This window comes from Microtetraspora malaysiensis, from assembly GCF_001528665.1.
Classification (GTDB): domain Bacteria; phylum Actinomycetota; class Actinomycetes; order Streptosporangiales; family Streptosporangiaceae; genus Microtetraspora_A; species Microtetraspora_A malaysiensis.
In genome coordinates this window covers 415,169-435,514 of record NZ_BBYJ01000004.1, presented here as the reverse complement: position 1 = coordinate 435,514, position 20,346 = coordinate 415,169, and the positions used below count along the sequence as shown (strand labels likewise).

The window sequence follows — 20,346 nt, the reverse complement described above, 5'->3', positions numbered from 1 at the left end:
ATGCCCGTTCGATCACATCCGATCGCATCCGAACCGTCGTCCGTGTGGCCGCGCGATCACCTCTCCGATCGCGTGGCCACGCCCGCTTCCCCACCCCGCCCGTACGGCGCGGCGCCGGTGATCGGGGGCCGGATCCGCGCGACCACGGCCGAAGTGGTGGCGGGCAGGCCCAGGGCGAGCGCCTCGCGCAGGTCCTCCACCGTGTCCACGTCCCTGCGGACGGAGGCGATGCCGTCCATGACCAGTTCCTTCGCTCCGCCGGAGAGGTGCCGGGCCTTCGACTCGCCGCCGAATCGGGGCCGGAAGGGCACACCCGGCCGTACGCCGTAGAAGGTGGTCCCGACATCGGCCGCGTCGGGCACGAACGCCTGGTCGAACTCCTCGGCGGCCGCGAGGACCCGTTCCAGCTCCGCGGGGCGCAGCGCGGGCAGATCCGCCTGGAGCGCCCCGACGGCGTCGTCCGGCGCGAGCCGTACGGCCTCGGCGGCGCCGAAGCGCAGCGCGGTGTTGAGCCCCCGGTCGGGGTCGGTCACCACGTGGGCGCCCAGCGCGGCCAGCCGTTCCGCCGGCACCGGGTCCGCGGTGACGACGATCACGCGGTGGACACGGGGGCAGCTCAGCGCCGCGGACACCGTGTCGCACGCCAGCGCGACCGCCAGGTCGGCGCGGTACGGCCCCGCCGCGCCCGCCAGGCGGGTCTTCGCCCTGATGATGGTCTTCACCGGCACCACGAGGGTCCATCGTGTGAGCTGCATAACGTAAGCTTCCCGCCTCGACAGCGCCCGGAGCCAACCGGGAGACTTGGGGCACCCGCCGCCGGGAGCGGCGGATCAGTACGTGGAGGAGCGAGTGAGCGGACGACGGGGCGCGATGGCGCGCGCCCGTGTTCCCGCCGGGAGGGGCGCGCGCAGCCGGCGCGGCGCGCCGTGGTTCCCCGTCCGGCCGGCACACGAGGAGCAGAAATGAAACGCCGTAGCCGTCCCTCCTGGTTCTGGGAAGTCCTGGCCGTCCTGATCGTGAAGCCGCTGTCGCTCCTGCTGACCAGGCATGTCTGGCGCGGAGGGGAGTTCGTGCCCCGTTCCGGAGGCGTGATCATCGCGGCCAACCACATGTCGTGGTCGGACCCCCTCCTGCTCTCGCACTACCTGTACAACAACAGGCGCTGGCCGGTGATCCTCGCCAAGTCGGGGCTCTTCAAGATCCCGGTGCTCGGGCGTGTCATCACCCGGTGGCTGACCATCCCGGTTCACCGGGGCAGCACCGAGGCCACCCAGTCCCTGAAGACAGCTGAGCAGCGGCTCCGGGACGGGGGCTGCGTCATCTTCTACCCCGAGGGCACGATCACCCGCGACCCGGACATGTGGCCCATGGTGGGCAAGACCGGCGTGGCGCGGCTGGCGCTCGTGACCGGCGCGCCCGTGATCCCGGTCGCCCACTGGGGCGCCCACGAGCTCCTGCCCTACGGCGAGAAGAAGCCGCGGCTGTTCCCCCGCAAGACGTTCCGGGTGCTGGCCGGCCCGCCCGTCGACCTGTCGAAGTACCAGGGCCAGCCGATGCGCGGCACGGTCCTGCGCGAGGCGACCGCCGACATCATGTCCGCCATCACCACCCAACTCGCGGAGATCCGCAAGGAAGAAGCGCCGGAAATCCCATATGACCCGAAAAACGCGGCTCACTCCTGACGAGCGCGTACGGTGAGAAGGACGACGCGCGGGGAACGGGCACGACCGGCGAGCGGCGAGTGGAACGGCCGGCCGGGAGACGAGGCCGTCTCGCCGGATTACGAGGAATGGTGAGCGAGCGGTGAGCAGGGCTGTCGTTTTCGGTACTGGCTCGTGGGGGACCACGTTCGCGATGATCCTCGCGGAGGCGGGCACCCAGACGATGCTGTGGGGGAGACGGGCCTCGGTCGTCGACGCGATCAACGAGAGGCATGAGAACCCGGAGTACCTTCCCGGGCTGCGGCTGCCGGAGAGCCTGCGCGCCACCACCGATCCGGCGGAGGCGATGGAGGGGGCCGACTTCGTGGTCCTCGCCGTGCCGGCCCAGACGCTCCGCGACAACCTCGCCGCGTGGAAGCGGTACCTCCCGCCGGACGCCGTTCTGGTCAGCCTCATGAAAGGCGTCGAGCGGGGCACCTGCAAGCGGATGAGCGAGGTCATCTGCGAGGTCGCGGGCGTGCCCCCCGAGCGGGTGGCGGTGGTCTCGGGACCGAACCTCGTCCCCGAGCTCGCCCAGCGGCAGCCCGCCGCCGCGGTGGTGGCCTGCTCGGACGAGGAGGTCGCGCGGCGGCTCCAGGACGCCTGCCACCTGCCGTGGTTCCGCACGTACACCAACCCGGACGTCGTCGGTGTCGAGCTCGGCGGCGCGGTGAAGAACGTGATCGCGCTCGCGGTCGGCGTCGCGGTCGGCATGGGGCTGGGGGACAACGTGACCGCGATGCTCATGACCCGCGGCCTCGCCGAGATCGCCCGGCTCGGCGCGGCGCTCGGGGCCGACCAGCACACGTTCGCCGGCCTCGCCGGCATGGGCGATCTGGTGGCGACGTGCAGCTCCCCGATGTCCAGGAACCGCACCTTCGGTGAGAATCTGGGGCGCGGGATGACCTTGGCCGAGGTCGTCGCGGTGACGAAGCAGACCGCCGAGGGAGTCAAGTCGTGCGAGTCGGTTCTCGAGCTGGCGAGGAAGCACGACGTGGAGATGCCCATCACCGAGGTCGTGGTCGGCGTGGTCCACGACGGGATGGCCCCGTCCGAGGCGGCGATGCTCCTGATGTCGCGTACCCCGAAACCGGAGCGCTACGGCGTGTAGCCCCATGAGGCGCGGGCGCGGGAGGCTCGTGGAGAACTCCCGCGCGGTCCATGGCCGGAGGACGCGGAAGACCTGATCATGGACGTGACGCAGGCGCTCGACACCATGCGCCCGAACGGTTACACCCGGGCCTGACAAGCGGGTTCCCCGTCCGGAAGCGGTACATTCGAGCATCATGAACGAGCAGCGCGAGGTGCCTTCCCGGCCGATCCGAGTCGCCGTCGTCTTCGGCGGGCGCAATTCCGAGCACGCGGTGTCGCTGATGGGCGCGGGCAGCGTGATCGGCGCGATCGACCGGTCGAAGTACGAGGTCATCCCGGTCGGCATCGCTCCCGACGGACGCTGGGTCCTGGTGTCCGAGGGGCAGAGTTACGCGATTGAAGACGGCAAGCTGCCGGTCGTCGGCGACTCCGGCACGGCGCTCGCTCTGCCGTCCGACTCCGGGTCGATCATCGCGCTCGACCCCGGGCATATCCCGCGCTCCCTCGGTGAGGTGGACGTGGTCTTCCCGATGCTGCACGGGCCGTTCGGCGAGGACGGCACCATCCAGGGCCTCCTGGAGATGGCCGGGGTGCGCTACGTCGGCTCAGGCGTGCTGGCGAGTGCGGTCGGCATGGACAAGGCGTACATGAAGCTCGTGCTCAAGGCGGCGGGGCTGCCGGTCGGGCCGTTCGTCGTCGTCCGCGACCGCGACTGGCGCACCGACCGCGGGAGGGTGCTCAAGGAGGTCGAGGAGCTCGGCTGGCCGGTGTTCGTCAAGCCGGCCCGCGCCGGGTCCTCACAGGGCATCTCCAAGGCGCACGACCTGGAGTCGCTGGAGGCCGCCATCGACGTCGCCCGCGAGCACGACCCCAAGGTGCTGGTCGAGGCCGCGATCGTCGGCCGGGAGGTCGAGTGCGCCGTGCTCGAGTCCCTCGGCGACGCGCCGCCGAAGGCGAGCGTCCCCGGCGAGGTGCTGGTGCGGGGCGAGCGCGAGTTCTTCGACTTCGAGGCGAAGTACTACCCCGACCAGATGGCGCTCGCCGCGCCCGCCGACATCCCGGCGGAGACCGCCGAGGAGGTGCGCGCGATGGCCGTGCGGGCCTTCGAGGCGCTGTCGTGCGAGGGGCTGTCCCGGGTGGACTTCTTCTACACGCCCTCCGGTGAGATCATCCTCAACGAGATCAACACGATGCCCGGCTTCACGTCGCTCTCGGTCGCGCCGCAGCTCTGGGCCGCGACCGGCCTGCCGTACGCGGAGCTCGTCGATCACCTGATCCGGCTCGCGCTCGAACGCCCCGCGGGGCTGCGCTGAGCCGGATCGGTCACTCGGGGATGGACGACTTGATCGGGCCGGCCAGATCCACCATCACGTCTCCGGGAACGTGCTTCCCGGAGACCGTCACCTCGACGTACGCCGCGCGGTTGATCGCGGTGAACAGCGCCGGGAGCCGGGGATCCTGGTACCAGGTGACGCCGTCGAGGTCGGTCGCCTGGTCCGTGGCGGCCATCGAGGCGGGCCGCTCCACCCCGCACCGGAGGGCGATCTCGCCCGCTCCCCACACCGCGACGTACGGCGAGGGCGGGTCACTCTCCACCCGCTCCACACCGTCGAGCCGGTTGGGGAGCGCGGTGGCGAGCTTCTGGCACGCCGCGGCCGCGGCTCCCTCCGGCTTCGGCGGCTCCACCCGCACCGCGCCGGAGCAGGCGGAAAGGGACAGGACGGCGAGCAGCCCGGCCGCCAACGCGGCCGCCGGCCGGGCCGGCGGGATCAGTCTTCGCATCTCTTCCCAGGTCAGATGTGCACGATCGGACATGTAAGAGTACGCGTGATGCCCTCGACAGCCTGAATCTGGGCCACCACCAGCTTGCCCAGCTCGTCGACGTTGCGGGCCTCGGCCCGGACGATCACATCGTAGGGACCGGTGACATCCTCCGCCTGGGTGACTCCCGTGATCCCGGCGATCTGGCCGGCCACATTGGCCGCCTTGCCGACCTCGGTCTGGATAAGGATGTAGGCCTGCACCATAACGCCCTCCGGATAGAGATCAGTGCCGGAGCGTACCGTACCTCGAATGCACTAGGGGTGTGCCATCACAGTCGGAGATCTTGGCGAATTCGGTGTAATTGGACGTATCGCTGGGCGATTGCCGCAGGGCGCGGCCGTGCTGCTCGGACCTGGAGACGACGCCGCTGTTCTGAGCGCGCCGGACGGGCGGGTCGTCGTAAGTACGGATCTCCTAATCGAGGGTAGGCACTTCCGTCGCAATTGGTCCAGTGGCTATGACATCGGCCGGAAAGCGGCAGCCCAGAATCTTTCCGATATAGCGGCTATGGGGGCTGATCCGACGGCGATCTTCGTCGGCCTGGGGATGCCCGCCGACGTCACCACCGATTGGCTGGACGCCCTCACCGACGGCTTCCGGGACGAGTGCGCGCTCGTCGGCGCGAGCGTGGCGGGCGGGGACATCTCCCGCTCCGACACAGTGGTGCTCGGCGTCACCGCGCTCGGCGACCTCGGCGGGAGACGGCCGGTGACCAGGTCGGGCGCCCTCCCGGGGGAGGTCGTCGCGGTCGCGGGCCGTCTCGGTCACGCCGCGGCGGGACTGGCGCTGCTCCAGGCCGGCCGGGTGGGCCCGGACGTCGTTTCCGGCCCGTCGGGTCCGCCGGAGGGGGTGCCGAGGGGCGGTGCGGAAGGCCGTGTGGTCGCCGGGGACGGTGGGATCGAGGAGCTGCTGTCGGCTCTCGTGGACGCCCATCGCCGTCCCCGCCCCTTGTACGCGTGCGGTCCCGGCGCGGCCCGGCTCGGCGCGACGGCCATGCTCGACGTGAGCGACGGGCTTCTGCAGGACCTCGACCACATCGCGGAGGCGAGCGGTGTCCGGATCGAGCTTGACCCCGGCGCCTTCCCCGTCGGCCCGGCGCTCGCCGCGGCCGCCCGCGCGCTGGGGGCCGACCCGCTGGAGTGGATCCTCACCGGAGGGGACGACCACGCGTTCGCCGCCGTCTTCCCCTCTGACGTACGCCTCCCGGAGCCGTGGCTGGTGATCGGCCGGGTCACGGAAGGTGAGGGGGTCCACGTCGCCGGGCGCGCGGACGCGTGGGGCGGCTGGGACCATTTCCGTAGTTCGCACGATTGATCGGGAAACGCCGGGGAGGCGGTTCGCCCCGCCCGCGCACCGTATGGGCAAGGGTGGGGAAATGTCCTGGTTTGATAGGGGCATGACCTCCACTCCCGCGCGCGTCCTCACCATCGCCGGTTCCGACTCCGGCGGCGGCGCCGGCATCCAGGCCGACCTCAAGACGATGCTGGCTCTCGGGGTGCACGGCATGAGCGTGATCGCCGCGGTGACCGCGCAGAACTCGCTCGGCGTCCAGGGGTACTGGGAACTGCCGGAGGAGGCGGTCCGGGCGCAGCTCGACTCCGTGCTCGGCGACATCGGCGTCCAGGCCGTCAAAACGGGGATGCTGGCCTCGCCGGTGCTCGTGGAGACGGTCGCCCGCACGCTCGCCGGCGTGGCGGCCCCCGTCGTGGTCGATCCGGTCGGCGTCTCCAAGCACGGGGACTCGCTGCTCGCGCCCGAGGCGGTCGAGACCCTCAAAGAACTGCTGCTGCCGGTCGCGACCGTGGTCACGCCGAACCTCTGGGAGGTCGAGCAGCTCACCTCGGTCACGGTCGAGGACGAGGACGACCTGCCGCGCGCGGCCGAGGCCGTGCTCGCGCTCGGGCCGCGCTGGGCGCTCATCAAGGGCGGCCATCTGCCCGGCGACCCCGTGGACCTGCTGACCGACGGAGACCGGAGCTACCGCTTCGCCGCCGAGCGCCTCGACAACCGCCACACGCACGGCACCGGGTGCACGCTCGCCTCGGCCATCGCCTCCCGCCTCGCCCTTGGCGACGACCTGCCCGAGGCCGTACGGCAGGCCAAGGAGTACGTCACCGGCGCGATCGCGCACGGCTTCCCGCTCGGCGCGGGCATCGGCCCCGTCGACCACGGGTGGCGCTGGCGAACCGCCTGACCGGCCGGGTGTGACCCGCGCGGTCGCCCGAGCGACCCGGAGCAGCGGGCGCGGGCAACGCGAAAGCCCGCCACCGGATCGGTGACGGGCTTCGAAAGAAGTGAGGTCAGCGGGTGACCTTACCTGCCTTGATGCAGGAGGTGCACACGTTCATCCGCTTCGGCGTCCCGTTGACCGTCGCACGCACGGTCTGGATGTTCGGGTTCCAGCGGCGGCGGGTGCGGCGGTGCGAGTGGGAGACGTTGTTGCCGAAAGTCGGCTTCTTAGCGCAGACGTCGCAGACGGAAGCCACGGTCATCGCTCCTTCAGATCAGTCGAATCGGCCCGGTCCGCTGAGAAGCGGCTCATCCGAGCGTGCCGGGGCAACCGGCTGGCCACACGAGGATATCCGATGTCAGCCGTTGCACGCCAAACGGGATCCCGGCGAACGGGGATAATCTCGTAGCGACCAACGGTAGCGCATCTCGGCGGCGCCACGCGTGCGGGTCACCGGACCGAGGGGGCGGCGTTCATGCTTGAGGTGCTCGACCCGCCCGCCGTTCGCCGCTGGTCACGCCGGTGCGCGGACGCGCTCGGCCGGGCCAGGGCGGAGATAGACGCGCTCAACGTGTTCCCCGTCCCCGACGGCGACACCGGGACGAACCTGCACCTCACCGTGCTGTCCGCGGCGGAGGCGCTGGACGGCCTGCCCGGCGACGCGGGGCGCGACCGGACCTGGCAGGCACTCGCCCAGGGGGCTCTGCTCGGCGCCCGGGGTAATTCGGGAGTGATCGTCAGCCAGGCGATCCGCGGGCTGGCCGAGGTGCTCGGACGCGCCGACGGATGCGGAGCCGACCTGCGCCGGGCGTTGACGCGGGCCGCCGAGATGGCCAGGGCCGCCGTGATGCGGCCGGTCGAGGGCACCGTGCTGACCGTTCTGTCCGCCGTCGCCGAGGCCGTGCGGCACGCCTCCGACGACCTCGGCGAGGTGGCGCGGATCGCGGCGGAGGAGGCGCGGAGGGCGCTGCTTCGCACCACGCGACAACTCGACGTGCTGGCCAGGAACCACGTGGTCGACGCGGGCGGCGCGGGCCTGGTGATCATCCTGGAGACCCTGGCCGAGGTGGTCACCGACGCGTTCAGCGAGCGGCACGAGGTTCCCGCCCCGGCGGCCGGGCGGGCCCCGGTCGAGGAGGCGCGGGAGAAGACCCGCGAGGCCACGCCGGGCTACGAGGTGATGTACCTCCTGGACGCGTCCGAGGAGGCGGTCGGCCGGCTCAGGAGGGAGCTGGACGCGCTGGGCGACTCCCTGGTGATCGTCGGCGGCGACGGCCTCTGGAACGTCCACGTGCACGTGGACGACGCCGGCGCCGCGATCGAGGCGGCGATCGCGGCCGGGCGCCCGCACCGCATCCGGGTGACCCACCTCGGCGGCCGGGTCCACGAGCCCGCACCGGCGCGCGGCGTGGTCGCGATCGCGGCGGGCGACGGCCTCGCCGCCCTCTTCCGGCGGGCCGGAGCCGTCGTCGTACGGCGCGAGCCCGGCGCCGCCCCGCCCCTCGCCGCGGTGCTCGCGGCGATCAGGGAGGCGGGCGGCGAGGTGGTGGTGCTGCCGAACGACAGCGGCGCGCACGCGGTGGCCGTGGCGGCCGCGGAGGTCGCCCGCGAGGAGGGGCTGACGGTCAGCGTGCTGCCGACCAGGGCATCGGTCCAGGGGCTCGCCGCGCTCGCGGTGCACGATCCGCTGCGCCGCTTCGACGACGACGTCGTGGCGATGACCGACGCGGCGGGACACACCCGGCACGGGCACGTGTGGGTGGCCGACCGCGAGGCCGTGACCAGTGCCGGGCTGTGCCGTCCGGGCGACGTGCTCGGCGTCGTCGACGGCGACGTCGCCCTCATCGGCGCCGATCTCGCCGATGTGGCGGTGCGGGTCGCCGAACGCATGATGTCGTCGAGCAGCGAGCTGGTGACGCTGGTGACCGGAGCCGCCTCCGCCGCCGCCCCGGAGGGGGCCGTACGGAACCATCTGGCGCGGGTGCGCCCGGACGTCGAGGTGGTCGTCTACGAAGGGGGACAGGGCGGCTACCCGCTGCTCATCGGCGTGGAGTGACGCCCCTGCCGTCCCGCCGGAGGGGCGGGGCGGGCGCCCAGGTGATTTCTGTCGGTCACCGGCGGTAGAACTTATCTTCGTGACCGCGCGTCTTCCGGCCGTCGCGCCTCGCCTGCCGGGCGGGCGGGGCGTCGGGCCGCGCGCGGTCGCGGCGCAGGACACGATCCCGTCACGTGAGGGGGGCGCATGACGAGGTTCGACGAGCCGCTGAAGCGGGCGCTGGGCCGTACGGCCGGCCCGCTGGAGCGCGCGCTCGGCATCGCCACCGTGGGGGAGCTGCTCCGCCACTACCCACGGCGCTACGCCGAGCGCGGCGAGCTGACGCCGATCTCCTCGCTGCAGCACGACGAGCACGTCACGGTCGTGGCCCGGGTGGCGGCGCTGCAACGGCGGCCGATGAAAAACCGGCAGGGCACCTGGCTGGACGTCGAGGTGACCGACGGTCAAGAGCGGCTGCACCTCGCCTTCTTCGGCAAGGGCGCCTTCGTGGCGGAGCAGCGGCTGACCCCCGGCACCGAGGCGATGTTCTCCGGCAAGGTCAACGTCTTCCCACTGCAGGCCGGCCGGCGCCGGGTCTCCCTCACCCATCCCGAGTACGAGACGGAGGAGATCGAGGACGTGGCCGAGTTCGCCGCCGCGCCGGTGCCGATCTATCCCTCCGCGCAGGGGCTGGCCACGTGGACGATCCGCCGGGCCGTACGCACCGTGCTCGACGTGCTGGCGCTGGACGACCCGCTCCCGGCCGAGATCAGGCACCGGCACGATCTTCCCGAGCTTGAGGTGGCGCTGCGCCACATCCACCGGCCGCGGAGCCAGGCCGACATCTCCCTGGCCCGCGGGCGGCTGAAGTTCGACGAGGCGTTCCTGCTCCAGTCCGTGCTGGCCAGACGCAGGCTGGCGGCCTCCGCCTGGCCGGCCCGCCCGAGGCCGGGGCGTCCCGACGGCCTGCTGCGCGACTTCGAGGGGCGGCTGCCGTTCGAGCTGACCGAGGGGCAGCGCCAGGTCGGCGAGGAGATCGCCGCGGATCTGGCCCGCGAGCACCCCATGCACCGGCTGCTGCAGGGCGAGGTGGGCGCGGGCAAGACGGTCGTCGCGTTGCGGGCGATGCTCCAGGTGGTCGACTCGGGCGGGCAGGCGGCGCTCATCGCCCCGACGGAGGTCCTGGCCCAGCAGCATCACAGGTCGATCATCGGGATGCTGGGCGATCTCGCGACCGGCGGCATGTTCGGCGGCACCGGCGTGACCCTGCTGACCGGCTCCATGGGCGCGGCGGCGCGGCGGAGCGCGCTGCTCGACGCCGCCTCGGGAGCCGCGGGCATCGTGGTCGGCACCCACGCGCTGATCCAGGAGCACGTCCAGTACGCCGATCTCGGCCTGGTCGTGGTGGACGAGCAGCACCGCTTCGGCGTGGAGCAGCGCGACGCGCTCCGCGAGAAGGGCGGCGGCGGCCGTCCCCACGTGCTGGTCATGACCGCCACCCCCATCCCGAGGACGGTCGCGATGACGGTGTTCGGCGACCTGGAGGTCTCCACGCTGTCGCAGTTGCCGTCCGGCCGCGCGCCGATCACCACCCACGTGGTGCCGGCCGCCGAGAAGCCGCACTTCCTCGACCGCGCCTGGGAGCGGGTGCGCGAGGAGGTCGGGCTCGGCCGCCAGGCGTACGTCGTCTGCCCCCGCATCGGCGACCAGGAGGGCGACGAGGGCGACCTCGGCAAGGAGGACGACGAGCGCAGGCCGCCGCTCGCGGTGCTCGAGGTGGCGGAGATGCTGGCCGAGGGCCCGTTGCACGGCATGCGGGTCGGCGTCCTGCACGGCAAGCTCCCCCCGGAGGAGAAGGACGCGGTGATGCGCTCCTTCACCAAGGGTGAGATCGACGTGCTCGTGGCCACCACGGTGATCGAGGTCGGCGTCGACGTTCGGAACGCCTCGGTCATGGTCATCATGGACGCGGACCGGTTCGGCGTCTCCCAGCTGCACCAGTTGCGCGGCCGGGTCGGGCGGGGCGGTCTGCCGGGGTTGTGCCTGCTCGTGAGCGAGGCCGCCGCCGGCACCCCGGCGCGTACCCGCCTGGACGCGGTGGCCGCCACCCTGGACGGCTTCGAGCTGTCCCGGGTGGACCTGGAGCAGCGCCGCGAGGGGGACGTGCTCGGGGCCGCGCAGTCGGGCCGCAGGTCGTCGCTGAAGATGCTGCAGCTGCTCCGCGACGAGGACGTGATCCAGGCGGCGCGAGAGGAGGCGAGCGCGCTCCTGACGGCCGATCCCGAGCTGGCGGACCATCCGGTCCTGCGGGCCGAGCTCGACGCCCTCCTGGGCGATGAGCGCGCCGAGTTCCTGGAGAAGGCGTGAACGGAGAAGGCGCGAACGGAGACGGCGTGAACGGCCCCGCCCGAGCGCTGATCGCGGCGGCCGACGGCCGCGCGCATAAGAATGACCCAGGGCCCAGCCTTGGGACGGCCTCCCCCCGAATGCCGTCCCCGGCTGGGCCCACCCTCGGGTCAGGTGCCGAGGGCGCCGGCGTGCGGAAGGGCTCACGACCACGCCGGCCGGCCTTCCCCTGGGTCACCTTGAAGGCCGCAGAATCATCATGCGGAACGCGGAGGCCGTGCGATACCGCTCTTACCCATTCGTCGCCCCCGCTTGCCCACTCTTGACCGCTCCCGGGGCCGCCCGGTGCGGGCGCACCGCCGTCCCGGACCCCCTTCCCGGAGCGGGACAATGAACAGATGACGCGGGTCATCGCAGGCAGCGCAGGAGGACGCAGGCTGGCCGTGCCACCGGGCAGGGGCACCAGGCCGACGAGCGATCGTGCCCGGGAGGGGCTGTTCTCGACAGTGGGGTCGCTTTTGGGATCGTTTGACGGGACCAGGGTCCTCGATCTCTACGCCGGGTCGGGGGCGGTCGGCCTGGAGGCACTGAGCAGGGGCGCGAGCCACGCCCTCCTCGTCGAGTCGGACGCCAAGGCCGCACGGACCATCAGGCAGAACATCGCCACTCTCGGCCTGCCCGGAGCCGTGCTCAGGGCGGAGAAGGTCGAGCGGGTCTTGGCCCAGGGGTGTGCCGAGCCGTACGACTTCGTGTTCGCGGACCCGCCGTACTCCGTCGGCGACGAGGCCGTCACCCGGGTGCTGGAGGCGCTGCGCTCCGAAGGGTGGGTCGGCGAGGGCACGCTGGTCGCCTTCGAGCGCGAGTCCAGGGGGAAGGACCTGGTCTGGCCGCCGGGCTTCGAGGAGGACAGGGTCCGCCGTTACGGGGAAGCGGCCGTTTGGTACGGTCACGCAGCCGGGAACCCGTAAACCTGGGGGTGCGCCTTGCGTCGCGTCGTATGCCCGGGGTCGTTCGACCCCGTGACCAACGGACATCTGGACATCATCGGCCGGACCTCCCGGCTGTATGACGAGGTCGTCGTGGCCGTGTTGATCAATATTGAGAAGGCCGGCCTGTTCACCGTGGACGAGCGGATCGAGATGCTCGAGGCGGTGACCAAGGAGTACGGGAACGTCCGGGTCGAGAAGTTCCACGGGCTGCTGGTCGACTTCTGCCGCCAGAACGACATCCCGACGATCGTGAAGGGCCTGCGGGCGGTCAGCGACTTCGACTACGAGCTCCAGATGGCGCAGCTCAACTACCGCATGTCCGGTGTGGAGACGCTGTTCATGTCCACCAACCCGGAGTACTCCTTCCTCTCGTCGAGCAGACTGAAGGAGATCGCACGGTATGGTGGGGACGTATCCGGCCTGGTCCCTGACCTCGTCCAGCGGCTGCTCATCGAGCGGCTCAGGGGCTGACCAGCTGCTGGTATCCTTTCTATCCGGCCTTGCACGACGGCGGTGATTCGTCATGCCTAACGAGAGCAGGATGACTCTGCACAGCCTCGACCCCCGAGCCCCATGGGTGATCTCCACTCACGATCTGGGACGGCGACCGGGGTCGATGCGCAGGATCAGCCCGGTTCTTCCGGCACCGGCGGACCTCGCGGTCGGAATGATCGGCGTTCCCAAGAACGCCGACGTCGAGCTGGACATCCGGCTCGAGGCGGTGATGGAAGGCGTGCTCGTCACGGGCACGGCGCGGGTTCCTCTCAGTGGAGAGTGCTCACGTTGCCTGGATCCGCTGACCTCGGAGATCGAGGTCGGGTTCCAGGAGCTTTTCTTCTACTCGGCGGAGGACGCCGGAGAGGACGACTTGCTCCTCGACGGCGAACTGCTCGATCTCGAGCCGATATTCCGCGACGCGGTGGTGCTCGCACTGCCGCTGAGCCCGATGTGCGGTGAAGACTGCCCCGGTCTCTGCGCGGAATGCGGGGTCAAGCTGGCGGAAGCCGGCCCGGACCACGGGCACGAGCGGATCGACGCGCGCTGGGCGTCGCTGCAGGGTTTGGTTGTGGACAAGAAAGACGATCAGGAGGGTTGACGTGGCCGTCCCCAAGCGGAAGATGTCGCGGAGCAACACCCGCGCCCGCAGGTCCCAGTGGAAGGCCGCCGCGGTCGCGCTCGTGAGCTGCCCCCAGTGCCGCTCGCCGAAGCGCCCGCACGTGGCGTGCCCGAGCTGCGGCACCTACAACCGTCGTCAGGTCATCGAGCCGTCGGCCTGATCGCGCGACAAGCGGAACGGAACGCCGGCCGGGTCGTCAAGACGCCCCGGTCGGCGTTACCTTGCTTTCAGCGCGTACGGTGGCGGGCGGAGGCACGACGGCAGGCGGACGTGCCCGCGGCCGTGGTGGACGCCGGGAGGCCCCGATCAGCGGGGAACCGGCGCCCACCACGTCTTCGGGCTGATCACCGGACCAGTCACCGTGCGGCCTTGCCATGCACAGGTGAACAGGAGGAGCGGTGGGCGCAGCGATGAAGCCGGTAGCAGTTGAGATCGCCAGGGACGAGCTGGCACGCGAGATCGGCGTGGCACTCAGCACGGGCATCCTGGAGCGGGCGCTGACGCACCGGTCCTACGCGTACGAGAACGGTGGCCTGCCCACGAACGAGCGCCTGGAGTTCCTGGGGGACTCGGTGCTCGGGCTGGTGGTCACCGACACATTGTTCCGGGGGCACCCGGATCTTCCTGAGGGGCAGCTCGCCAAGCTGCGCGCCGCCGTGGTCAACATGCGCGCCCTCGCGGACGTGGCGCGCGGCCTGAACCTCGGGAAGTACCTCCGCCTCGGCCGGGGCGAGGAGGGCACCGGCGGGCGGGACAAGTCCTCGATCCTCGCCGACACCCTGGAGGCGCTGATCGGCACGGTCTACGTCGACAAGGGCCTGGACGAGGCGTTCCGCGTCGTGCACCTGCTCTTCGACCCGTTGATCACGCGGTCGGCCTCCCTGGGGGCGGGCCTCGACTGGAAGACCTCGCTGCAGGAGCTGACCGCCGCCGAGATGCTCGGCGTGCCGGAGTACCACGTCGCGGAGAGCGGCCCCGATCACGCGAAGTCGTTCGTGGCCACCGTCCGGGTCGGCGGTACCGAGTACGGCACCGGCGCGGGACGGAGCAAGAAAGAGGCGGAGCAGCAGGCCGCGGAGGCGGCGTGGACGGCGATCCGCGCCGTCCGCGAGGCCAAGGAAGGCGCCGGGCTCGGCCAGGGTTGAGCCGCGCTCCGGCACGGGTGAGTTGAGGGGACGGGATGCCTGAGCTGCCCGAGGTCGAGGTCGTCAGGCGCGGCCTCGAACGCTGGGTTTCCGGCCGGACGATCGCGTCGGCCGAGGTGCTGCACCCGCGCGCGGTGCGCAGGAACGCGGGTGAGCTCGCCGACCAGCTCAAGGGGCGCGAGATCCGTTCCGCCGAGCGGCGCGGCAAGTACCTGTGGCTTCCCCTCGGTGACGAGGGTGCCGAGCCTGGCGGGCCCGAGGGAGAGGCGGGGGAGGCCCTGCTCGCCCATCTGGGCATGAGCGGCCAGCTCCTGGTGATCGAGCCGGACGCCCCGCTGGAGAAGCACCTCCGGGTCCGGATCGGCTTCGCCGACGGTGGGTCCGACCTGCGGTTCGTCGACCAGCGCACGTTCGGCCACCTCCTTGTCGCGCCCCTGACGGCGCCCGAGCCGCCGTCGCGCGGCGGGCGGGTCCGTCCGGTGCCGGAGCCGGTGGCGCACATCGCGCCCGACCCGTTCGAGGACGTGTTCGACGAGGCGGAGTTCGCGGCCCGGCTGCGCCGCCGTCGTACCGGGATCAAGCGGGCGCTGCTCGACCAGTCGCTGATCAGCGGGGTCGGCAACATCTACGCCGACGAGGCGCTGTGGCGGGCGCGGCTGCACTGGGCCCGGCCCACCGAGTCGCTGTCCACGAAGAAGATCGCCGAGCTGCTCGGCGCCGCTCGCGCCGTGATGGGCGAGGCGCTCGACGAGGGCGGCACGTCCTTCGACAGCCTGTATGTGGACGTCAACGGCGAGAGCGGCTACTTCGACCGGTCGCTCGCCGTGTACGGGAGGCGGGACGAGCCCTGCCGCCGCTGTGGCACCCCGATCAGGCGGGAGGCGTTCATGAACAGGTCCTCCTACAGCTGCCCCCGGTGCCAGCCGCGCCCGCGAGACGCCCATCCCTGAGTCCGCGCCAGAGACCTCCGGGATACTGTGAGTCATGATCCGGTTGACGGCGTGGGTGCGCGGGCGGGTGCAGGGTGTGGGGTTCCGCTGGTGGACCCGGGCCAGGGCGCTGGAGCTCGGACTGGCCGGTTGGGCGACGAATCTGTCGGATGGCAGGGTTGAGGTCGTGGCCGAAGGCTCACGGGAATCATGTGAGTCGCTCCTCGGGCTGCTCAGAAGCAGTGACACGCCCGGGAGAGTGGATGGCGTTACAGAACGTTGGAGTGACGCAAAGGGCGGTTTGGTGGGTTTTGTCGAGCGATAGCCCTTCCTTCGGGCGTCGCAAATGCGGTATATTTACATGCCGAGAGTGTCCATCGGTGCGTCTGTGTGAAGCGTTCAACTTGACCGCCTCCAATACCGGTGCGACTCTTGAGAGGAACCACGCGCACCCCTCCCGCGGCATGAAGTGCGCGAACCAGTCTGGTCACTCAGCGTGGAGGACCCTTTACTATGGCGAAGGCTCTACTCGGCCACGTCGGCGGTCCTGATCCTCGGATGGTCTCCGAAATGCGCCGCCTCCAGCAGCGCATCCGGGACCTGGAGGCAGAACTCACCCGGCTCCAGGCACAGAACGACGCGCTGGCGGCGCAGTCTCGGGATGAGGCACTGGTCCGGCTGGAGGATCGCGAGCCGGCCCTCACCTGAGGCCGGAGGAATCACCGTCAGGGACGCCTGCCAAAGGCGTCCCTTGTCATTTGTGTAGCCCAATGCATTTTTGCGGCCGGTATAAACGCATTCGTCCCGATAGGCCTTCCCGTCAACGGTTCGATAATCCCGGTTCCGTACAAAATTGTCCCCAGGGGTATTCCATATCGGGCCCGTCGCGCGGCCCCTGGCACCGCTTCGGGTGATATCCGCCGCCTCCCGTCCCAGGGGACCGGTAGTCTTCCGGCAAAGCTGGGCAGGGAGGGGGCGGGTCGTTGTATCTGAAGACCTTGACCCTGCGCGGCTTCAAGTCCTTCGCCTCCGCGACCACCCTGCGGTTCGAGCCCGGCATCACCTGCGTGGTCGGCCCCAACGGCTCCGGCAAGTCCAACGTGGTCGACGCCCTCGCCTGGGTGATGGGCGAGCACAGCGCCAAGTCGCTGCGCGGCGGCAAGATGGAGGACGTCATCTTCGCCGGCACCTCCAGCCGGCCGCCCCTCGGCCGGGCCGAGGTCACGCTCACGATCGACAACTCCGACGGCGCGCTGCCGATCGACTACACCGAGGTGACGATCAGCCGCCTCATGTTCCGCTCCGGCCAGAGCGAGTACGCCATCAACGGCGACACCTGCCGGCTCCTCGACATCCAGGAGCTGCTCTCCGACTCCGGCATCGGCCGTGAGATGCACGTCATCGTGGGCCAGGGCCAGCTCGACCAGGTCCTGCACGCCGGCCCCGAGGACCGCAGGGCGTTCATCGAAGAGGCCGCGGGCGTGCTCAAGCATCGCAAGCGCAAGGAGAAGGCGCTGCGGAAGCTCGACGCGATGCAGGCCAACCTCAACCGCGTACAGGACCTCACGACCGAGCTGCGCCGCCAGCTCAAGCCGCTGGGCCGCCAGGCGGAGATCGCCCGCAAGGCCGCCGTCATCCAGGCCGATCTGCGCGACGCCCGCCTGCGGCTGCTCGCCGACGACGTCGTCACCCTCCGCGAGACCCTCGAACGCGAGGCCGCCGACGAGGCGGCCGTACAGGCCCGGCGGGCCCAGGTCGAGGCCGACCTCGGGCGCGACCAGCGGCGCGAGGCCGAGCTGGAGGCCGTGGCGGCCGAGGCCCAGCCGCGGCTCACCGCCGCCCAGGAGACGTTCTACCGGCTCTCCGCCCTGCGGGAACGGCTGCGCGGCGTCGAGGGGCTCGCCCTGGAGCGCGAACGGCACGCCGCCGACGCGGCGTCGATCGAGCGGCGCGGCCGTGATCCCGAGGAGTTCGAGCGGGAGGCCGCCGAGGTCCGCGAGAAGGAGCGCGTCCTCTCGGAGGAGCTCGACGAGACGCGCGAACGGCTGTCGGCCGCGGTGGAGATCCGCGCCGAGGCCGAGGAGGCGCTGAGCCTGGAGGAGCGCAGGCTGGCCGCCGCCGCCCGGGCCGCGGCCGACCGCCGGGAGAGCCTGGCCCGGCTGCGTGGCCAGGCCGAGTCCGCCAGAAGCCGGGCCAGGGCCGCCGGAGAGGAGATCGGCCGGCTCTCCCGCGCCCTTGACGAGGCGCGCCTGCGGGCCGAGCACGCCCAGGCCGACTGCGACGCCCACGAGCTCGATGAGCCCGCCGCTGACCCGGCCCTCGCCGCCGAGCTGAACGGGGCCGAGGAGGGCGTGGAGATCGCCCGTGCCGCCGTTGAGTCGGCCAGGGCGCTGGTGGACGAGGCCAAGGAGGCCGTCGAGCGGGCCAAGGAAGCCGTCGCCGGTCCCCGGGCGGCACTCGCCGCCGCCACGTCCGCGGTCGCCGCGGCCCGCGCCGCCGACCAGGAGTCGCAGCGCGCTGTCGCCGCTCTCGACGCCCGCCGCGAGGCGCTGGAGATGAGCCTCGCCCAGGGGGCCGACGGGGCCGCCGCGCTGCTCGGCGCGGGCATCCCCGGCGTGCTCGGCCCCATCGCGACCATGCTCGCCGTACGCCCGGGAGCAGAGTCGGCCGTCGCCGCCGTGCTGGCCGCCGACGCGGTCGCCGTGGCCTCGCTGGAGGGGGCCGTCGCCGCGCTTGAACACCTGCGGGACGACGACGGCGGGCGGGCCGGGCTGCTGATCGCCTCGACCGACCACGAACGCGGCAAGGCGCGTCCCCCCGTGCCCATCGCCGGCGCGGTCTGGGCCGCCGATCTCGTCACCGCGCCGGACGAGCTGCGCGCCGCCGTCGACGCCGTGCTGTCAGGGGTTCTCGTCGTCGAGGACCTCGCCGCCGCGCGCAAGGTCGTGGAGGGCCATCCGGGCATCCGGGCCGTCACCCGGGCGGGCGACCTGCTCGGTGTGTACGAGGCCGGCGGCGGCTCCGGCGGCGGCTCAGCCCTGCAGATGCGGGCCGCGCTCGACGAGGCGACCGTCGATCTGGAGGCCGCCCGCGCCGCCGCGGAGGAGAACGCCGAACTTCTGGAGCAGGCCGTCGCCGCGGAGGCCGAGGCCCAGCTCGCGCTCGAGGCGGCGCAGGCGCGCGTGAACGAGGCCCAAGCCGGGGTCAGCGCCGTGCAGAACGCCGTCAACACCGCGCAGAACGGCCTCAACGCGGCCCAAGGTGTGCTGGACCGGGTCCGGTCCAAGCAGCGGGACGCCGACCGCCGGGCGGCGGACGCGGCCAAGCAGCTCGCCCGGCTGGAGGCCGCCGTCAAGGCCGCCCATGACGAGAGCGCCCGGCTGGCCAAGTCCGTACAGGACGCCGAGGAGGCCCGGCAGGCCGCGGAGGCGGACGCGGCCGAGATGGAGGAGCGGCTGGCCGAGGCGGAGTACGCCCAGGAGCTGGAAGCCGAGCCCACCACCGAGAGGCGCGACGAACTGACCGCCGCCTGCGGCGTGAGCAGGCAGTCCGAGATGGAGGCCCGGCTCGCCGTACGCACGGCGGAGGAGCGGGTCAGAGGCATCGCCGGGCGCGCCGAAGGGCTGCTGCGCGCCGCGCAGCGCGAGCGCGAGGACCGCGCCCGGGCGGCCGCGCAGCGCGAGCGGCGGCGCAGGCAGGCGCAGATCGCCGCCGCCGTCGCGCGGGCCGCGCAGGCCGCGCTCACGGCGCTCGTCGGCTCCATCGACCGGGCGGCGGCCGAGCGCGACGAGGCCGAGCGGGCCCGCGGCGAGATCGAGGCGGAGCTCAAGACCGTGCGGATCCGCGTCCGGGAGCTCGGCGGCGAGCTGGACCGGCTGGTCAACCGGGCGCACGGCAGCGAGATGGCCCGCACCGAGCAGCGGCTGCGACTCGAACAGCTTGAGCAGCGGGCCTTCGACGAGTACGGCGTCGAGCCGGGGGCCCTGGTCGCCGAGTACGGTCCCGCGGTCCCGGTGCCGGGCGAGCCGCCGATCCCGTACGTCCGCGAGGAGCAGGAGAAGCGGGCCAAGACGGCGGACCGTCAGATGACGCAGCTCGGCAAGGTCAACCCGCTCGCGCTTGAGGAGTTCGCCGCACTTGAGGAGCGCCACGCGTTCCTGACGTCCCAGCTCGAAGACCTCAAGAAGACGCGCCGGGACCTCCTCCTCGTCGTCAAGGAGGTCGACGACCGGGTCGAGCAGGTGTTCTCCGCGGCGTACGAGGACGTGGCCCGCGAGTTCTCCGAGATCTTCGGACGGGTCTTCCCCGGCGGCGAGGGCCGCCTCCTGCTCACCGACCCCTCCGACATGCTGACCACGGGGGTCGAGGTCGAGGCCCGCCCGCCCGGCAAGAAGGTCAAGCGCCTGTCGCTGCTGTCCGGCGGCGAGCGTTCGCTCACCGCGGTCGCCTTCCTGGTCGCCATCTTCAAGGCGCGCCCCTCGCCGTTCTACGTGATGGACGAGGTCGAGGCGGCCCTGGACGACACCAACACCCAGCGCCTGCTGACCCTCTTCGAGGAGCTGCGGGAGAACTCCCAGCTCATCGTCATCACGCACCAGAAGCGCACCATGGAGATCGCCGACGCGCTGTACGGAGTCTCCATGCGCGGCGACGGCGTCACCCAGGTGATCAGCCAACGCCTGCGCGTAGCCGACTGAGCTGTGCTTATTGCCGCGCCTCCGGCGCGGCGGGCTCGGGGCGCCCTCAGTCGATGTCTTCCCTCGTCGCTCGGAGTCGCTCGTCCCTCGCTCCCCGCTCGCTCCTCAGTCCAGACACCGCCGCGCCCGGAGCGTGACGGTCCGGCGCCGTAATGATCACAGGCGCTCGCGTGAGCCTGCCGCGCCGAAGGCGCGGCGGTTCAGCAGGGCGGTGTGCTGGACCATCGGGGGGCGTCTGGAAA

At 71.8% G+C, this 20,346-nt stretch carries 20 protein-coding genes; 16 read left to right on the top strand and 4 right to left on the bottom strand.

The features are described from left to right. Window positions 1-56: 56 nt before the first annotated feature. Window positions 57-755, bottom strand: coding sequence for a 2-phospho-L-lactate guanylyltransferase (gene cofC, locus AWQ71_RS01920; RefSeq protein ID WP_067125418.1), 699 nt, complete (start codon window positions 753-755; stop codon window positions 57-59). A gap of 207 nt (window positions 756-962) precedes the next feature. On the opposite strand from cofC, the gene AWQ71_RS01915 reads away from it, so the two are divergent. The 3 genes from AWQ71_RS01915 (at window position 963) to AWQ71_RS01905 (ending at window position 4,105) form a co-directional block, all read left to right on the top strand. Then, a complete protein-coding gene (locus tag AWQ71_RS01915) occupies window positions 963-1,682 on the top strand; it encodes a lysophospholipid acyltransferase family protein (protein ID WP_067125415.1) in 720 nt (239 codons plus the stop codon). Window positions 1,683-1,803: 121 nt separating this feature from the next. Continuing rightward, window positions 1,804-2,811, top strand: coding sequence for an NAD(P)H-dependent glycerol-3-phosphate dehydrogenase (locus AWQ71_RS01910; protein WP_067125412.1), 1,008 nt, complete (start codon window positions 1,804-1,806; stop codon window positions 2,809-2,811). Between the two features lie 175 nt (window positions 2,812-2,986). Beyond that, complete coding sequence (locus tag AWQ71_RS01905) at window positions 2,987-4,105, top strand: D-alanine--D-alanine ligase family protein (RefSeq protein ID WP_067125408.1); 1,119 nt, start codon at window positions 2,987-2,989, stop codon at window positions 4,103-4,105. Between the two features lie 10 nt (window positions 4,106-4,115). Here the strand turns inward: AWQ71_RS01905 and AWQ71_RS01900 are convergent, their stop codons facing one another. Continuing rightward, window positions 4,116-4,574: a DUF3515 domain-containing protein gene (locus tag AWQ71_RS01900; protein ID WP_067125405.1), complete on the bottom strand. Its 459-nt coding sequence runs from the start codon at window positions 4,572-4,574 to the stop codon at window positions 4,116-4,118. 11 nt (window positions 4,575-4,585) lie between these two features. Then, window positions 4,586-4,819 carry an Lrp/AsnC family transcriptional regulator gene (locus AWQ71_RS01895; RefSeq protein ID WP_066942771.1) on the bottom strand — a complete coding sequence of 78 codons (234 nt, stop codon included), beginning with the start codon at window positions 4,817-4,819 and terminating at the stop codon, window positions 4,586-4,588. Window positions 4,820-4,883: 64 nt separating this feature from the next. Here AWQ71_RS01895 and AWQ71_RS01890 point away from each other — a divergent pair, with 64 nt between their 5' ends. Together AWQ71_RS01890 and thiD are read left to right on the top strand one after the other, a co-directional pair. Then, on the top strand, window positions 4,884-5,930 hold the full coding sequence (locus AWQ71_RS01890; protein WP_067125402.1) for a thiamine-phosphate kinase: 1,047 nt from the start codon (window positions 4,884-4,886) through the stop codon (window positions 5,928-5,930). 82 nt (window positions 5,931-6,012) lie between these two features. Next, window positions 6,013-6,810, top strand: coding sequence for a bifunctional hydroxymethylpyrimidine kinase/phosphomethylpyrimidine kinase (gene thiD / locus AWQ71_RS01885; protein WP_067125399.1), 798 nt, complete (start codon window positions 6,013-6,015; stop codon window positions 6,808-6,810). Window positions 6,811-6,916: 106 nt separating this feature from the next. Here thiD and rpmB read toward each other — a convergent pair whose 3' ends face one another. Next, window positions 6,917-7,102: a 50S ribosomal protein L28 gene (gene rpmB, locus AWQ71_RS01880; RefSeq protein WP_061255238.1), complete on the bottom strand. Its 186-nt coding sequence runs from the start codon at window positions 7,100-7,102 to the stop codon at window positions 6,917-6,919. 219 nt (window positions 7,103-7,321) lie between these two features. On the opposite strand from rpmB, the gene AWQ71_RS01875 reads away from it, so the two are divergent. From AWQ71_RS01875 to smc, 11 genes are all read left to right on the top strand, one after another. After that, window positions 7,322-8,902 (top strand): DAK2 domain-containing protein, encoded by a 1,581-nt coding sequence (locus tag AWQ71_RS01875; protein ID WP_067125396.1) that lies wholly within the window; start codon window positions 7,322-7,324, stop codon window positions 8,900-8,902. 186 nt (window positions 8,903-9,088) lie between these two features. Beyond that, window positions 9,089-11,248, top strand: a complete 2,160-nt coding sequence (gene recG / locus AWQ71_RS01870; protein ID WP_067125392.1) for an ATP-dependent DNA helicase RecG — start codon at window positions 9,089-9,091, stop codon at window positions 11,246-11,248. A 377-nt stretch (window positions 11,249-11,625) separates the two neighbouring features. After that, window positions 11,626-12,195: a 16S rRNA (guanine(966)-N(2))-methyltransferase RsmD gene (rsmD, locus tag AWQ71_RS01865; RefSeq protein ID WP_067125388.1), complete on the top strand. Its 570-nt coding sequence runs from the start codon at window positions 11,626-11,628 to the stop codon at window positions 12,193-12,195. Window positions 12,196-12,210: 15 nt separating this feature from the next. Further along, window positions 12,211-12,687 (top strand): pantetheine-phosphate adenylyltransferase, encoded by a 477-nt coding sequence (gene coaD, locus AWQ71_RS01860; protein WP_067125385.1) that lies wholly within the window; start codon window positions 12,211-12,213, stop codon window positions 12,685-12,687. A gap of 70 nt (window positions 12,688-12,757) precedes the next feature. Beyond that, on the top strand, window positions 12,758-13,312 hold the full coding sequence (locus tag AWQ71_RS01855) for a YceD family protein (protein ID WP_067125382.1): 555 nt from the start codon (window positions 12,758-12,760) through the stop codon (window positions 13,310-13,312). Between the two features lies 1 nt (window position 13,313). After that, window positions 13,314-13,493 (top strand): 50S ribosomal protein L32, encoded by a 180-nt coding sequence (gene rpmF / locus AWQ71_RS01850; RefSeq protein ID WP_061255026.1) that lies wholly within the window; start codon window positions 13,314-13,316, stop codon window positions 13,491-13,493. A gap of 250 nt (window positions 13,494-13,743) precedes the next feature. Beyond that, complete coding sequence (rnc, locus tag AWQ71_RS01845; protein WP_067125379.1) at window positions 13,744-14,478, top strand: ribonuclease III; 735 nt, start codon at window positions 13,744-13,746, stop codon at window positions 14,476-14,478. 35 nt (window positions 14,479-14,513) lie between these two features. Then, window positions 14,514-15,428 (top strand): bifunctional DNA-formamidopyrimidine glycosylase/DNA-(apurinic or apyrimidinic site) lyase, encoded by a 915-nt coding sequence (gene mutM / locus AWQ71_RS01840; protein ID WP_067125376.1) that lies wholly within the window; start codon window positions 14,514-14,516, stop codon window positions 15,426-15,428. 34 nt (window positions 15,429-15,462) lie between these two features. After that, window positions 15,463-15,732, top strand: a complete 270-nt coding sequence (locus AWQ71_RS39760; protein WP_084258333.1) for an acylphosphatase — start codon at window positions 15,463-15,465, stop codon at window positions 15,730-15,732. Between the two features lie 188 nt (window positions 15,733-15,920). Next, window positions 15,921-16,115 (top strand): hypothetical protein, encoded by a 195-nt coding sequence (locus tag AWQ71_RS01835; RefSeq protein ID WP_067125373.1) that lies wholly within the window; start codon window positions 15,921-15,923, stop codon window positions 16,113-16,115. A gap of 275 nt (window positions 16,116-16,390) precedes the next feature. After that, the gene (smc, locus tag AWQ71_RS01830; RefSeq protein ID WP_067125370.1) at window positions 16,391-20,104 is read left to right on the top strand and encodes a chromosome segregation protein SMC; all 3,714 of its coding nucleotides are present in this window, start codon (window positions 16,391-16,393) and stop codon (window positions 20,102-20,104) included. Window positions 20,105-20,346: the final 242 nt, after the last annotated feature.